The sequence below is a fragment of the Leisingera sp. ABM4_103 genome (genome assembly GCF_056158685.1).
This window is the reverse complement of sequence record NZ_JBSWTU010000005.1, coordinates 1,674,841-1,689,740: the sequence shown is the minus strand read 5'-3', so window position 1 is coordinate 1,689,740 and position 14,900 is coordinate 1,674,841. Positions and strand designations below refer to the sequence as shown.

Genomic DNA, 14,900 nt, shown 5'->3' with positions numbered 1-14,900 from the left:
CTGTCTGGCAGTGCTTAAACGGGAGGCCGCGTGGAATTGCAAACGCTTCAGCGCGGCTTGATCCCGGCGGGCTCCAGCTTGTGCTCCGGCTCCACGTGAATCACCACATCCGCATCCGGGAGCGCGCCCTTCAAGGCAGCCTCCACCCGGTCACAGATGTCATGCGCAGCCTGCACGGACATGGCACCATCAACCACCATATGAAACTCTACGAACAGGGCGCGGCCGGCGCGGCGGGTCTTGAGCCCATGGACCTGCATCGCGCCATTGGCGCTTCGGTGGATGATCTCCTCGATCCGGGCGCGTTCACCTTCAGGCGCGGCCATGTCCATCAGCCCGTTGACGGACGACGCGATCACCCGCCACCCCTCCCGCAGGATATTAACGGCCACCAGAAGCGCCAGCAGCGGATCGAGAATTGCCCAGCCGCTCGCCAACGCCAGCCCCAGCCCCGCCAGCACCCCGGCAGAGGTCCAGACATCGCTCATCAGGTGCCGCCCACCTGCCGACAGCGCCGGAGAGCTCAGCCTTGCGCCTGCCCGCAGCAGCACCTGCGCCCACAGCAGGTTCACGGCCATCGCCAGCGCATTGACCAGCAGGCCCGCGGGGCTCCAATCCGCCATCTCAGGGCGGGACAAGGCGTTCACGGCCTCATGCACGATCACAAGTGCGGCGATCACGATCAGGATACCCTCCGCCACAGCCGAGAAATACTCGGCCTTGTGATGTCCATAGGGGTGTCCTGCATCCGGCGGCCGCTGGGCATAGCGCACGGCGAACCAAGCCATAACCGCGCCGCCGATGTTCACCAGCGACTCCAAGGCATCCGACAAGAGCGCTACCGAGCCGGTCATCATCCAGGCCGCAGTTTTCAGCCCCATGACCGCCAGCGCAATCAGGATGGAGCCCGTTGCCAGTTGCTGGGCACTGAATGTCTGTGACATTATCCCTCCCGCCTGCGCCTTGCCTACATCAACAACCCGCGGCGCAGCAGGTTCAGTCCTGCAATCAGCAGCACCACCAGCGTTACCCGCCGGAACAGCATCTGGTCGATCCTGTCATGCAACCGCCCGCCGATCCACATTCCCGCCACCGCAGGTACAATCAGCGCCAGCGAGAACGGAGCGGTTTCGGCCCGCATCACGCCAGAGCCGACATGAGCGACCAAAAGAGCTATGGCGCCGAGACCATAGATTACCCCCTGCACCCGGATCTGCTCTGTCTTTTCCGTGTTTAACGCGGTGAGATAGGCCACGGTTGGCGGCCCCCAAACACCTGAGACGCCACCGATCAGCCCGGCCACGCCACCGACAACCGCCTCAGTGCGGCGGGTGGGGTTTGTAATGGAGAACACCTTTCCCATTAACTGGATACAGGCAAAGACCGTGACCGGCACTCCGATCACCAACAGCAGTACCTGCTGCGGCAGGAGACGTACCATTTGGGCGCTTAGAAGCAGGCAGACCAAGCCGATCAGAAGGAACACACGGAACTTGCGGATCGAGGCCATAGCTGCGCCCGGCCCCTGCCTCAGAGCTTGCATCCCGTTGGTGACCAATGTGGGCAGGATCAGTCCCGCCAGCGCCAGGTCTGGCGCCAGGAACATGCTGAGGCCCGAGATCAGAATCATCGGCATGGCAAAGCCAACCAGGCCTTTAACCGTGCCCGCCAGCAGCGCGATGCCAAAAGCCGCTGCCAGTTCAGCTGGGGAAAGAAATGAAAACAATGCCGTCATCCCTCCGCTCTACCACAAACAGGTGGCGCTGCACCGGCAAAATGGAGACGCAATATTTGATCCAAATGACGCACATGCGGGTATTTTTGTTGCGCTGCACTTGCAAAATGATTTACCACCAGGCGACCGAAGAAGGATCTGATTCATGGCCCACGACGGACAGGACTTGCATATGAAACCGACTTCTCATTCCCGACCTGCTGGCGCTGACCGGCGCAGCGCTGGAACCACTGGACCAGCTGCTTGAGGCCGCGCGAGCCTCTGTGAAGGAAATGGTGAGCAGCGAAGGCCGCGTCTCCGGCAAGCTGATCGAGGAAAACCAGGTGGCCGCCCACGGGCTGTCGTGGCTGGCAACCTATGTCTACTCCCTGCGCCAGATGCAGAAATGGGCTGAGAAGCTGCAGGCTGAGGGCAAGTTCGGCGAGATGGAGCAGCTGCTCCACCAAATCGGCTTTGGCGAGTACCTGTGGCAGGTCTACGGCGGCATCCAGATGAACCAGGGCGAGATCGTCCGCCTGCAGGATCTGGGCCTGTCGCAGGACGCCCAGCGGTCTCTGATGGTGCCTGCAGTGATGACGCTGTGCGAACAGGGCAACAGCCAGGCCGCCCGCTCCCGGCTGGTTGAGCTGATGGAAGAACAGGCCGGCGCCACCATGTTCGGCAGCTCCGGCCTGGAAGAAGAGCTGGAAATGATCCGCGACCAGTTCCGCCGCTATGCGGTGGAGAAGGTCGAGCCGAATGCCCACGACTGGCACCTGAAGGATGAGCTGATCCCGATGGAGGTGATCGAGGAACTGGCCGAGATGGGAGTCTTTGGCCTGACCATACCCGAGGAGTACGGCGGGTTCGGCCTGTCCAAGGCCTCGATGGTGGTGGTCTCTGAAGAACTGTCGCGCGGCTATATCGGTGTCGGCTCGCTGGGCACCCGGTCGGAGATTGCCGCGGAGCTGATCCTGTGCGGCGGCACCGACGAGCAGAAGGCCAACTGGCTGCCCAAGCTGGCCAGCGCCGAGATCCTGCCCACCGCCGTGTTCACCGAGCCGAACACCGGTTCCGACCTCGGCTCCTTGCGCACCCGTGCGGTGAAGGACGAGAACGGTGATTACAAGATCACCGGCAACAAAACGTGGATCACACACGCCGCCCGCACCCATGTCATGACGCTGCTGGCGCGCACCGATCCCAACACCACTGACCACCGCGGGCTGTCGATGTTCCTGGCAGAGAAGACGCCCGGTACGGATGAGCACCCCTTCCCGACCGAAGGCATGACCGGCGGCGAGATCGAGGTTCTGGGCTACCGCGGCATGAAGGAATACGAGCTGGGCTTCGACAACTTCCATGTAAAGCAGGAGAACCTGCTGGGCGGTGAGGAGAACAAGGGCTTCAAACAGCTGATGGAGACCTTTGAATCGGCCCGCATCCAGACTGCAGCCCGCGCCGTCGGCGTGGCGCAGTCGGCGCTGGACATTGCCATGCAATACGCGCAGGAGCGCAAGCAGTTCGGCAAATCTTTGATCAATTTCCCGCGCGTCTCCGGCAAGCTGGCGATGATGGCGGTGGAGATCATGATCGCCCGCCAGCTCACCTATTTCTCGGCCTGGGAAAAGGATCACGGCCACCGCTGCGACCTGGAGGCCGGCATGGCCAAGCTTTTGGGCGCACGGGTGGCCTGGGCCGCGGCCGACAACGGCCTGCAGATTCACGGCGGCAACGGCTTTGCGATGGAATACAAGATCTCCCGCGTGCTGTGTGATGCCCGGATTTTGAACATCTTCGAAGGTGCCGCAGAAATTCAGGCCCAAGTCATTGCCCGCCGGCTGCTGGGCTGACGGCTTGATAGCAGCGTAATCCGGGAGCACTCCCGCTCAAGCCCGGCGTTCGCGCCGGGCTCTCGTCCTGCGGTACTGAAGCCGCGTTGGATGCGTTATCGCCGCAACCAATGAGAGGAATAGGACTGTTTCCAATCTAGGTTATTCGATCCTTAACAATTTGTGGTTAACAAGTGTCCATGACACTCTTCCGCTGCCTCCTTTTACCTGTTTTTCTGCTGCTCTCCGCCTGCACAGCTTCGGTGCAGCCAGAGAACCCGTCCCGTATTCTAGCGATGGGGGATTCTCTTTTGGCCTGGCACAGCCTGTCCGGCAAATCTGTGGCTGACACTGTAGCCCGCGAACTGCAGGAGCCGGTGGTGGACCGCTCAGTCTCAGCGGCGCGGGTCATCTACAAGCTGCCGATTTCTGGCGCGGCCGGGATGAATATCCGTAAGCAGTACAAGCCCGGCAATTGGGACTGGGTGATCGTGAATGGCGGCGGCAATGACCTGTGGCTCGGCTGCGGCTGCTTCGCTTGCGACCGCAAGATGGACAAGCTTATCTCGGACGATGGGCGCCAGGGCGCCATCCCCAGTATGCTGTCCGAATTGCGCGCAACCGGTGCCCAGGTGATTTACGTTGGATACCTGCGCAGCCCCGGTGTCGGCTCGCTGATCGAGCATTGCCGCGACGAAGGCAACGAACTGGAAACCCGCATTGGGCGGATGGCTGCTTTGGACGAGGGTATCCATTTCGTGTCCAACAAGGACATGGTGCCCTATGGCGACCGCTCCTATCACTCGCTCGACATGATCCACCCGTCTGTCAAGGCCAGCGGCGAGATCGGCCGCAAAGTGGCGGCGGTTATTCAGGCTAACTAACCGGCGGCCCTCCCGCCCCCCTATTGCGCATTCTTGGAATACCCTTCCGGGGGTGGGCCTGGCGCCGTGCTGCGCACGGCGCAGCAGTGTGCTTTATTCTCGGATCGGCACCCGCCGCGCAGCGCGCGGCGCCCGGCCCAACGGGAGCAAGGCATTTTCAATGCCGCCGCGACGGGCGGGAGAGCTCCCGTAAGTGAATTCCCGCTGACAGCGCCGAAAGCGTTGCAGATCCCCGGGCTGACCCGCACAGTACGGAAGTTACTCTACCGGGAATGCTCATGCTGCGTCTCTCCGTGCTTCCAGCCTTGCTGCTCTTTTCGGCCTGCACAGGGGACGAAACCCTGTCGGCTTACGGGGCCGCGGATAAGTTATGGCGTTTGCAAAGCATTGATGGCACGGCCTATACCGCCGCCGCCAGCCTGCACTTCCCGGAGCCCGGAACCATTGAGGGTCAGGCACCCTGCAACAGCTTCACGGGTAAACAAACCGCGCCTTATCCTTGGTTCTCGGTCGAGGCCCTTGCCGTAACACGGGCGGCCTGCCCCGGCCTGAAAGCCGAAGCCGCTTTCCTGCAGGCGTTGCAGGAAATGACGCTGGCGGAAGTTTCCGGGGACGTGCTGATCCTCACCAGCGGCCAGGGGCGCGAGATGCTGTTCACAGCCGGCGGCTGAGCAGATCCATCAGACGCCCGCGCGCCTCCGGCAACGGGTGGCTGCCCAGGGATGGCGCCAGGTGTGTTTCCATGAAATAGCCGGTGGTCCGCAGGGCCTGGAGGATTTCGGTATCCCCTGCATCGCCCTGGCCCAGCAACACCGGCGGCAACGGCAGGAGCCGGTCCGCCCACTCCCCGGCGCCTTCACGTGAAACAGCCCGGCCCGTCTTTGGCGAGACAAATGCCAGCCCGGCCAGCCTGCCGGTCACCGCACAAGCGGACAGGTCCAAGCCAAAACCCGTCTCCTCCAGCAGTGCCAGTTCCCACTGAAGATAAGCGAGCGGCCAGAGGTCCTCGTGCTCCAGCAGATCCAGCAGTCTTTCGCTGCGCACATAAAGGTCCGGATGCGGCTCCCGCTCCGGCAGGCAGAAGGCCAGCAGCGCCGTGACCGCATTCAGCCCTGCCAGCGCCAGCCGCCCGGACAGAGCCGCCGCCGCCCGGCTGCGCAGGGGTTCGGCGTGATAACTGCCCAAATGGTCCTCCAGCCGCGCCCGCCAGGTCACGTCCAGCTGCGCGCCGGGCTGCAGGACCGGAGCCATCCTGCGGCTGGCTCCGCCGCGCACCACGCCCGCGTGGCGGCCGTGCTTCTCGGTGAAGACGTCTATGATTGCCGAACTTTCGCCGTGGCGGCGCATCGATAGCAATATGCCGTGATCACGCCACTCCAAAGGCGGGCCTCCCTGTCATCCGGTCTGCCCCAGCAGAACGCATTGCAGCCCAGCCTGCAAGCGGCAGGGTCACTCCAGCCCCGGTTCGTCCAGCAGATGGCGGCCGGAGCGGTCTTCGACCTCGATCACCCAGAGATCCGGGTCGAAATCCCGCTGGCGGCGGATGGAGCCGTCAACGTCGTTTTCGGGCCCGGCAGCCAGCTCATCCCATATGCGGTCGCCGGTCATCAGGTCAAAGGTCCGGTGAAAGGCGCGGGCCTGACCGTCCAGCGTATTTAGCTTGACCAGCACCGCGCCAGCGGTGTCGTCGCCGTGCGAGGTGATGAAGGCCGGGATGTCCTGAAACCGCAAACGGGCCAAGTATGCATCAACCCAGAAACGGGCCGTTAGGCGGGTCATGCCGCGCCCTCTCCGGCCTGAGCGCGCAGGGAGAGTACGGGAGCCTCCGGCGGGGATATTTCAGGCAAGAGGAAGAACAAGGACCTGCGCTTCAATTGCCGTCTTTGAAGTCAAGGCCCATTTCCGAGTAGCGCTCGGCCTCTTCCAGCCAGTTCGGGCGCACCTTCACCTGCAGGAACAGATGCACCTTACGGCCCAGGAACTCTTCCAGCTCGGCGCGGGCGGCCTGGGAGACGGCCTTGATGGTCTCGCCGCGCTTGCCCAGCACGATGCCCTTGTGGCCGTCACGCACCACATAGATGATCTGGTCAACGCGGGCGGAGCCGTCCTTGCGCTCTTCCCATTTCTCGGTTTCGACGGTCAGCTGATAGGGCAGTTCCTGGTGCAGGCGCAGGGTCAGCTTTTCGCGGGTCATTTCCGCCGCGATCATCCGCATCGGAAGGTCGGCGATCTGGTCTTCGGGGTAGAGCCAGGGGCTTTCCGGCAGCTTGCCCGCCAGCCACTGGCGCAGGTCGTCGACGCCATGGCCGCGCTCTGCCGAGATCATGAAGGTTTCGGCAAAGGCGTAGCGGCTGTTCAACTCCTGGGCGAGGCCCAGCAGTTTTTCGGCCGGCACCTTGTCGATCTTGTTGATCGCCAGCGCCACGGTGCGGCCTTCGCCGATTTCCGACAGGCCTTCAAGGATGGCTTCAACGCCTTCGGTGATGCCACGGTGGGCCTCGACCATCAGAACGACCACGTCGGCATCCGCTGCGCCGCCCCAGGCGGCGGCAACCATTGCACGGTCCAGGCGGCGGCGCGGCTTGAACAGGCCGGGGGTGTCGACAAACACCAGCTGCGCGTCGCCCTCCATCGCCACACCGCGGATACGGGCGCGGGTGGTCTGCACCTTGTGGGTCACGATCGAGACCTTGGCCCCCACCATGCGGTTCAGAAGGGTGGATTTGCCCGCGTTGGGCTCTCCGATCAGGGCAACGAATCCGGCGCGTGTGGTCATCTGTACTGGTCCTGTTTGCAGATCAGTGCCTCTACAGGATTTTACCCACAGGGGCCAGAGGCGTTTTGAAACGGGGTCTCAGCCACGGTCGCACAAGCTTGCCCTATGTCAAAGACCTGTGGCAGAGAGCATGGGAGAACCGCAGCGCCAAGCCGATCCGCCAGCCAGGCCTTTCTTTGATTGCATGACAGGAGGCCTGCCTGATGAACCGCCGTGATTTTCTGCTTGGAACTGCCGCATCTGCCGGAGCGCTTGGCGCGGGGGGATGGAGCCTCGCGGGTGCGCCAGCTGCGCAACAGCTGACCATCCAACCTGCCAGCTTTGCTTTCCGTGAGACGCCGACCCAGGGGCTGGTGAGCCTGTCACCGCATGCGCCGCCGCCGGTCCTGTTTGGCACCCAAGGCGAACCCATGCGGCTGCAGGTGAAGAATGGCACCAACGACTACACCGCAATGCATTGGCACGGGCTGCGGATTGCCAATGCGATGGACGGGGTGCCCTATCTGACCCAGATGCCGATCGCGGGCGGGGAGAGCTTTGAGTACGCTTTCACCCCGCCGGATGCCGGCACCTATTGGTATCACCCGCATTGCATGACCATGGCGCAGATGGCGCATGGGCTGACCGGGGTCATGGTGATCAAAGAGGCGGAGGATCCCGGGTTTAACGGCGATCAGGTTATCAATCTGCGGGATTTCCGGTTGGATGAGGACGGCGCCTTCCTGCCCTACTACACCGCGCGCGGGGCGGCGCGGGGCGGAACACATGGCAATGTACTGACCGCGAACTGGCTGCAGGCGCCGGTCTATGACCATCCGGCGGGCGGGCTGGTGCGGCTGCGGGTCGTCAACACGGACACCACGCGGATTTACAAGCTGCATCTCAGCACGGATCAGGCGCGGATCGTTGCCTGGGACGGGCATCCGGTGGAGGTGGAGCTGCCCTTGCCTTCTGCCAAGGACCCGCTGCTGGTCGCTCCCGGACAGCGGGTGGATTTCGCTGTGCGGATGCCCGCAGGAGAGGGGCAGACAGTAGACTTGCTGGCAGAGCTGCCGGGCCGGCCCGCCCGCATCATGGCGCAGCTGCGCTCAGTTGGCGCAAACCTGTCGCGTGACCTGCGGGAACTGAAGCCACTGCCCGTTAATCCGGTTTCCCGGCCGGATCTGGCAGAGGCAGAAGTGCATGATTTCGTCTTTGGCTGGACGCCGGAAGGCGGACCGCCAAATGACGGCTTTTGCGGCTCAATGGGTTACAGCTTCTGGTCGATCAACCGCACGCCCTGGGCTGGGGATGCCGCCAAGGGAACCGGGCCGCTGGCCGTGCTGGAGAGGGACAAGAGCTATGTGCTGCGGCTGAGAAACGAATCTCCGAACCTGCACCCGATTCACCTGCACGGGCTGGCGTTCATTCCGATCAGTTCCAACCTGCGCCAGCTGCCGCCGCTGGTGACGGACACCTTGCTGCTACTGAAAGACGAGGTGGCAGAGATCGCCCTGGTCGCCGACAATCCGGGCGACTGGGCCTTTCACTGCCATGTGATCGAACACCAGAAGACCGGCCTCGCGGGTTATATCCGCGTGATCTGAACGCCTAACCGAGCTGTTCCAGCAGCGCCTTGGCGGCGGCCTGCTCCGCCTGCCGTTTGGAGCCTGCGGTGGCCTGTGCCTCGGTGCCATCCTGCAAGCGCGCGGCGATGGTGAAGACCGGCGCGTGGTCCGGGCCGCTGCGGGAAACCTCCACGTAAATGGGCACCTTCTGCCCGCGCGCCTGGGCCCATTCCTGCAGCGAAGTCTTGGCGTCGCGCGCGTCGGTTTCCACCTGATGGATACGGCTGCCCCACAGGCGCAAGATCATCTCGGCCGCGGCGTCAAAGCCCGCATCCTTGTAGACAGCGGCGATCACCGCCTCCATTGCATCGCCCAGCAAAGCCTGCTTGCGCCGCCCGCCCGACATCATCTCGGAACGGCCCAGCTTCAGCACTGCGCCAAGGTCAATCTCCTTGGCGACATCGGCGCAGGCTTCCTTGCGCACCAGCGCGTTGAAGCGCGGCGCCAGCTGGCCTTCGGTGGCGGTCTTGTCGTGCTCCAGCAGCGCGGTCGCCATCACCAGGCCCAGCACCCGGTCGCCCAGGAACTCAAGCCGCTGGTTGTCCTTGCGGTTGGGCGAGGACACGGACGCGTGGGTCACGGCGCGCTGCAACAAGTCGGGGCGGGCAAACTTGTGCCCGATCCGCTCCTCAAACGCGCGCAATTCTTTTGACAGTTTCACTCGATCCCCTTGAAGAAACGGTCGCTGCGCCAGGTCCAGAAATAGAGCATGGACCGCCCGGCGGACGAGAACATTATCCGGTCGGCGCGGCCGATCAGGTTTTCATAGGGCACAAAGCCAACCCCGCCGGCAGATTGCGGCAGGCGGCTGTCGGAGGAGTTGTCCCGGTTGTCGCCCATGAAAAAATAGTGGCCTTCCGGCACCTGGTAGACGCCGGTGTGATCCATACCCTGATTGGTGATATTGAGCACGATGTGCTCATTGCCGCCCGGCAGGGTCTCCAGCTTGCGCGATTTTTTGCAGATCGCGCCCTGGCCCACCGGCGCGTTTTCACAGCGCGGGAACGAGCCCTGCGGCCCCTGGCGTTCCATCACTTCTTCGAACTGGCCTGCATCCTCCAGCTTGACCGGCTCGCCATTGATGAACAGCACGCCGTTCTTCATCTGGATCTTGTCGCCCGGCAGGCCGACCAGCCGCTTGATGAAGTCGTTGCCGTTGACCGGGTGGCGGAACACCACCACATCACCGCGTTCCGGCTCGCCGCCCATCAGGCGCGTATTGTCGCCGTCCAGAAAGCCGCAGATGTCCTTGGCGTCGATGTTCAGCCCGACCGCCCCAATACGCACGCTGGGGCAGGAGGCATAGGAATAGCCATAGGCCATCTTGTTCACGAACAGGAAATCCCCGATCAGCAGGGTTTCCTTCATTGATCCGGACGGAATCCAGAAGGGCTGGAAAAACAGGGTGCGGAAGACACCGGCGATCAGCAGCGCGTAGACGATGGTCTTGATCGTCTCAAGTATCGAACTGCCGGTCTTTGCTTTGGCCGTCATCAGGCTCTCCGGTTTGGAAACAGGGTCCGGGGCTACATGCGGGCCTGCGGGGGCCAAGTCAAGTTCCCGAAGGTGATTCCGCCGGGTCGCTGGCGGCCGGGCGCGCCTCGATCACCACAAAGGCCTGCGCCCAGGGGTGGTCGTCGGTCAATGTCACGTGAATCACCGCCTCGTGGCCGGGCGGGGTCATCTCGCGCAGCCGGTCGGCGGCCCAGCCGGTCACATGCATCACCGGCTGGCCGGTGCGCAGGTTGGAGACCGCCATGTCCTTCCAGGCGATGCCCATGCGCAGGCCGGTGCCCAGCGCCTTGGAGCAGGCCTCCTTGGCGGCCCAGCGCTTGGCATAGGTGCCGGCCACGTCGCGGCGGCGTTCGGCCTTGCGCTGTTCCACTTCCGTGAACACCCGGTTGCGGAACCTGTCGCCGAACCGGTCCAGCGTGCGCTGGATGCGTTCGATATTGGCAAGATCGGTTCCGACACCCAGGATCATTCTTGCAGCCGTTTCAAACCCAGCTTTATGCCATGGCCCAGAAACAGGCGGTTGACCATCAGGATGACCGCCAGCAGCAGAACACAAACGCCTGCCAAATACAGGACCGGAACCGTTTGCCGCGCCTCGACCATCACCGGGTTGTTCCAGTAGAGCGGCAATTGCACAATCGTCAGCACTGCCACCACCCCGGTCATCGCCGCCGCGTTGGCCCAGGCCGCCTTCCCCGCAAGCGGTTCCCGGGTTGCCTGCGCAATGCGCATCCCCTCCAGCACCGAAGCAAACATCGGCGGCAGCACGGTTGCGAGCCCGGCCGGCATCCCGACCCCGAACTGCGCCAGCAGCAGACCCAGCAGCAGCATTCCGACAGAGGCAGCCATCCACAACAGCCCGTAGCGGATCAGATTAACCTGCATCGCTCCCTTACCCTCGCGCTTCATCCATCAGGCGGCGCATTTCCTGCACCGCCGGGGTCAGCCCGCGAAAGATGGCTTCGCCGATCAGGAAGTGGCCGATGTTGAGCTCCTTCACCTCCGGGAAAGCCGCAACCGGCTGCACCGTTTCATAGGTAAGGCCATGACCCGCGTGCACCTCCAGACCCAGCGAATGGGCATAGGCGGACATGTCCCGCAACGCCTCCAGCTCGCGGTCGCGCTCTGCAAGCTTGCCCTCGGCGTGGAAGTCGCAATAGGCGCCGGTGTGCAGCTCGATCACCTCGGCACCGATCCGGTGGGCGGCCTCGATCTGCTTCCGGTCTGCGGCGGTGAAGATCGACACCCGGCAGCCCGCTTCGCGCAGGGGCGCAATGTAATGCGCCAGGCGGTTTTCCTCGCGGGCCACTTCCAGCCCGCCCTCGGTGGTGCGCTCCTCGCGTTTTTCCGGCACGATGCAGACCGCGTGCGGTTTGTGGCGCAGGGCGATCTTCTGCATTTCCTCCGTCGCCGCCATCTCGAAATTCAGCGGCACGGTCAGCGCCTCCATCAGCGCGTCGATATCCGCATCGGTGATATGGCGGCGGTCTTCGCGCAGGTGGGCGGTGATGCCATCGGCACCTGCCTCCTCCGCCAGCTTCGCGGCGCGGACCGGGTCCGGATAGGCGCCGCCGCGGGCATTGCGCACCGTAGCCACGTGATCGATATTCACGCCCAGGCGCAGTTGGTTCTGTGTCATGAGAGGTCTCTCATCCGTCTGAAGTCAAAGCGTTACATCAAAGACTAGACAGACGGCGGGCAAGAGCAAGCCTGCAAGCGATAATGGTACAATCCGGCAGCGCGCCTCAGGAGCCGGTGCTGACCTCGGCGCGCTGCTTGATTGCCTCGAACTTGGCCTTGATCTTGGCCCGGCGGCGCTGCTGGTAGACGCGGATCACCGGCAGGCTGAGCATGTAGCACACCGTGGCGGAGATGATGCCCGGGATGATGCCGCCGATCATGTAAGGGTAAAACACTTCGTTGTAGAACAGGTGCAGCCCCTGCCAGTCGGCAGGCTTGTCCATGAACAGCGCAAACAGGTTGTCCTTCAGGTCGCCGCCGGCAGCCAGGAACTTGCCCACTAGGGATTTGTCGACTTCCTCGTCGAACTCGGTGCCCAGCAGCCAATGGCCGGTCTGCAGGCTGGCCACCCCGATCGGGACATAAGTCAGCGGATTGCCAAAGAAGGTGGCGCTGAGCGAAGCCAGGATATTGCCGTTCATCAGCCGGGCGATGATCGCCGCCACCAGGAAATGCAGCCCATAGAACGGTGTGAAGGTGGTGAACACCCCGGCCCAGATACCGCGGGCAATGCGTTCGGGCGAATCGGGCAGCCGCCGCACCCGGTGTTTCACGTACAGGAAGGCCCGGCCCCAGCCGCCGCGCGGCCAGACAAAATCCGCCAGCGCCCGGATGGGCGAACGTCTGTCCCGGCGCCTGAATACCAAAGCTGTCCGTCCTTCCCAGTTCCGGCTCAGAGTTTCAGCGGCTTATCCCGGAAAATGGCGCTCTTCCGGCTTGTTCCGGAACCGCGCCACCGCGGCAACATCGCTTTCTGCTTCAAGCGTCAGCATCAGCGAGTGCAGCTGCTCCACATCCCGCAGCTCCACATTGATCATAAGCCGGTAAAAGTCTGGTTTCCTGTCAACAAATTCAAGGTCCGAAATATTGGCCTTTTTCTCGCCGATCAATGTGCAAATGCGTCCCAGCACCCCGGCATCATTGCCGATTGTCAGCTCCAGCGTGGTGCCATAGGCGGCCGGGTGGGTGCCGCTGTGCCACTGCACGTCCATCCAGCGTTCCGGCTGGTCCTCGAACTCGCCCAGCTTGTCGCAATCGGCGGCATGAACCACCACGCCGCGGCCGCGGTAGGTGATACCGATGATGCGCTCACCCGGCAGCGGCTGGCAGCAGGGCGCGCGCTCAAAGCTTTGACCCGGCTCCAGACCGATAACTGCCCGGCGCGGGGAAATCTCATCGCCATCTCCGGAGGTGGTGAGTTCCGGATAGACCGACTGCACCACGTCGTGCGCGGTGATCTCGGCCGCGCCCAGCCTTGCCAGCAGCTCGTTCACGCCGCTGGCCCGCAGCGCGCGGGCCGCGGTTTCCAGCGCCTTGTCAGTCGCCTTCTTGCCGACATGCTCAAACGCCGAGCGGGCCAGCTCATGCCCCAGTTTTACAAACCGCGCCCGGTCCGCCTCGCGCAGCGCCCGGCGAATGGCTGTGCGGGCCTTGCCGGTGGTGGCGATTTCCAGCCAGCTCACCTGCGGGGTCTGGCCCTCGGCGGTGATCACATCCACCGACTGGCCATTGCGCAGCCTGGTCCACAGCGGCACCCGGATACCGTCCACTTTGGCCCCCACGCAGGCATGGCCAATCCGGGTGTGGATGGCGTAGGCGAAGTCGATCGGCGTCGCGCCCTTAGGCAGCTTGATCACGTCGCCCTTGGGGGTGAAACAGAACACCTGGTCCGAATACATCTCGAGCTTCACGGCTTCGAGGAATTCGTCGTGATCGTCCTCGGCGTCAAACTGCTCCGTCAGCGAGGCAATCCACTTGGCCGGGTCAACGGCAAAGGGGTTTTCCGAACGCACGCCATCACGGTACGACCAATGCGCTGCCACGCCTGTCTCTGCCACGTCATGCATCTGGCGGGTGCGGATCTGCACCTCCACCCGCTTCCCGTCGCGGCCCGAAACGGTGGTGTGGATCGAGCGGTAGCCGTTCGACTTCGGCTGGCTGATGTAATCCTTGAACCGACCCGGCACCGCTCGCCAGCGCTGGTGAATGGCGCCCAGCGCTCGGTAGGCATCCTCCTCGGACCCGGTGATCACTCGGAATCCATAAATGTCGGAGAGCCGTGAAAAGCCCTGATCCTTGGCCTGCATCTTGCGCCAGATCGAATAGGGCTTCTTGGCGCGGCCAAAGACCTCGGCCTCGATCCCGGCCTTTTCCAGCTCCAGCCGCATGTCGCCGGTAATCCGGTGGATGACGTCACCAGTCTCCCGCTGCAAGGTCACAAAGCGGCGGATGATCGACTGGCGCCCCTCGGCATTCAGCACCCGGAACGCCAGATCCTCCAGCTCCTCGCGCATCCACTGCATACCCATACGGCCAGCCAGCGGCGCATAGATATCCATGGTCTCGCGCGCCTTCTGGGCCTGCTTTTCCGGGCGCATCGCCTTGATCGTGCGCATATTGTGGAGACGGTCGGCGAGCTTGACCAGGATCACCCGCAGATCCTTGGACATCGCCATGAAGAGCTTGCGGAAGTTTTCCGCCTGCTTGGTCTCGCGGCTGCTGAGCTGCAGGTTGGTCAGCTTGGTGACACCATCGACCAGCATCGCCACCTCGCCGCCGAAGCGGCGGGCGACTTCCTCGTACGAGGCTTTGGTGTCTTCGATAGTGTCATGCAGCAGCGCGGTGATGATGGTGGCATCATCTAGGCGCTGTTCAGTCAGGATCGCGGCGACGGCCACCGGATGCGTGAAATAGGGCTCGCCCGAGTGGCGGTACTGCCCCTCATGCATCCGTTCACCAAAGGCATAGGCCTCGGCGATCCGTTCCGCATTGGTCTTGGGATTGTAGTTGCGGACCAGAGCAATCAGGTCGTCAGGGGAAATCATGTCCGGT

16 protein-coding genes and 1 pseudogene are annotated in these 14,900 nt (G+C 63.4%); 5 read left to right on the top strand and 12 right to left on the bottom strand.

Annotation, left to right across the window (positions count from 1 at the left end):
* Positions 1-47: 47 nt before the first annotated feature.
* Positions 48-944: a cation diffusion facilitator family transporter gene (locus ACXAED_RS09790; RefSeq protein WP_475049230.1), complete on the bottom strand. Its 897-nt coding sequence runs from the start codon at positions 942-944 to the stop codon at positions 48-50.
* A 23-nt stretch (positions 945-967) separates the two neighbouring features.
* Positions 968-1,735, bottom strand: coding sequence for a sulfite exporter TauE/SafE family protein (locus ACXAED_RS09785; protein WP_475049228.1), 768 nt, complete (start codon positions 1,733-1,735; stop codon positions 968-970).
* Here ACXAED_RS09785 and ACXAED_RS09780 point away from each other — a divergent pair.
* The 4 genes and pseudogenes from ACXAED_RS09780 to ACXAED_RS09765 all read left to right on the top strand — a co-directional run bounded on the left by ACXAED_RS09780 (position 1,635) and on the right by ACXAED_RS09765 (position 5,101).
* Positions 1,635-1,877 (top strand): hypothetical protein, encoded by a 243-nt coding sequence (locus ACXAED_RS09780; protein WP_475053171.1) that lies wholly within the window; start codon positions 1,635-1,637, stop codon positions 1,875-1,877. The two genes, ACXAED_RS09785 and ACXAED_RS09780, sit on opposite strands and share 101 nt — an antisense overlap.
* A gap of 3 nt (positions 1,878-1,880) precedes the next feature.
* Positions 1,881-3,567: pseudogene (locus ACXAED_RS09775) on the top strand (acyl-CoA dehydrogenase family protein).
* A gap of 179 nt (positions 3,568-3,746) precedes the next feature.
* Complete coding sequence (locus ACXAED_RS09770) at positions 3,747-4,430, top strand: SGNH/GDSL hydrolase family protein (RefSeq protein WP_475049227.1); 684 nt, start codon at positions 3,747-3,749, stop codon at positions 4,428-4,430.
* Positions 4,431-4,708: 278 nt separating this feature from the next.
* Positions 4,709-5,101 (top strand): META domain-containing protein, encoded by a 393-nt coding sequence (locus ACXAED_RS09765; protein WP_475049226.1) that lies wholly within the window; start codon positions 4,709-4,711, stop codon positions 5,099-5,101.
* Here ACXAED_RS09765 and recO read toward each other — a convergent pair.
* The 3 genes from recO to era all read right to left on the bottom strand — a co-directional run bounded on the left by recO (position 5,085) and on the right by era (position 7,206).
* Positions 5,085-5,810, bottom strand: a complete 726-nt coding sequence (gene recO / locus ACXAED_RS09760) for a DNA repair protein RecO (protein ID WP_475049223.1) — start codon at positions 5,808-5,810, stop codon at positions 5,085-5,087. The two genes, ACXAED_RS09765 and recO, sit on opposite strands and share 17 nt — an antisense overlap.
* A 69-nt stretch (positions 5,811-5,879) precedes the next feature.
* Positions 5,880-6,209 (bottom strand): DUF1491 family protein, encoded by a 330-nt coding sequence (locus ACXAED_RS09755; RefSeq protein WP_475049222.1) that lies wholly within the window; start codon positions 6,207-6,209, stop codon positions 5,880-5,882.
* A gap of 91 nt (positions 6,210-6,300) precedes the next feature.
* Complete coding sequence (era, locus tag ACXAED_RS09750; protein WP_475049221.1) at positions 6,301-7,206, bottom strand: GTPase Era; 906 nt, start codon at positions 7,204-7,206, stop codon at positions 6,301-6,303.
* A 203-nt stretch (positions 7,207-7,409) separates the two neighbouring features.
* Here era and ACXAED_RS09745 point away from each other — a divergent pair, with 203 nt between their 5' ends.
* On the top strand, positions 7,410-8,792 hold the full coding sequence (locus tag ACXAED_RS09745) for a multicopper oxidase family protein (RefSeq protein WP_475049218.1): 1,383 nt from the start codon (positions 7,410-7,412) through the stop codon (positions 8,790-8,792).
* Between the two features lie 4 nt (positions 8,793-8,796).
* On the opposite strand, the gene rnc is transcribed toward ACXAED_RS09745, so the two are convergent.
* The 7 genes from rnc to ACXAED_RS09710 form a co-directional block, all read right to left on the bottom strand.
* Complete coding sequence (rnc, locus tag ACXAED_RS09740) at positions 8,797-9,474, bottom strand: ribonuclease III (RefSeq protein ID WP_475049217.1); 678 nt, start codon at positions 9,472-9,474, stop codon at positions 8,797-8,799.
* A complete protein-coding gene (gene lepB / locus ACXAED_RS09735) occupies positions 9,471-10,307 on the bottom strand; it encodes a signal peptidase I (protein ID WP_475049215.1) in 837 nt (278 codons plus the stop codon). The genes rnc and lepB overlap by 4 nt, the downstream gene beginning before the upstream one ends.
* Positions 10,308-10,365: 58 nt before the next feature.
* On the bottom strand, positions 10,366-10,797 hold the full coding sequence (gene acpS, locus ACXAED_RS09730; RefSeq protein WP_421056268.1) for a holo-ACP synthase: 432 nt from the start codon (positions 10,795-10,797) through the stop codon (positions 10,366-10,368).
* Complete coding sequence (locus ACXAED_RS09725) at positions 10,794-11,213, bottom strand: ABZJ_00895 family protein (protein WP_475049214.1); 420 nt, start codon at positions 11,211-11,213, stop codon at positions 10,794-10,796. Before ACXAED_RS09725 ends, acpS begins: the two co-directional genes overlap by 4 nt.
* 7 nt (positions 11,214-11,220) lie before the next feature.
* Positions 11,221-11,967: a pyridoxine 5'-phosphate synthase gene (locus ACXAED_RS09720; RefSeq protein ID WP_475049213.1), complete on the bottom strand. Its 747-nt coding sequence runs from the start codon at positions 11,965-11,967 to the stop codon at positions 11,221-11,223.
* Between the two features lie 106 nt (positions 11,968-12,073).
* Positions 12,074-12,715 (bottom strand): DUF2062 domain-containing protein, encoded by a 642-nt coding sequence (locus tag ACXAED_RS09715; RefSeq protein WP_475049212.1) that lies wholly within the window; start codon positions 12,713-12,715, stop codon positions 12,074-12,076.
* Between the two features lie 42 nt (positions 12,716-12,757).
* The gene (locus ACXAED_RS09710; RefSeq protein ID WP_475049211.1) at positions 12,758-14,893 is read right to left on the bottom strand and encodes a RelA/SpoT family protein; all 2,136 of its coding nucleotides are present in this window, start codon (positions 14,891-14,893) and stop codon (positions 12,758-12,760) included.
* Positions 14,894-14,900: the final 7 nt, after the last annotated feature.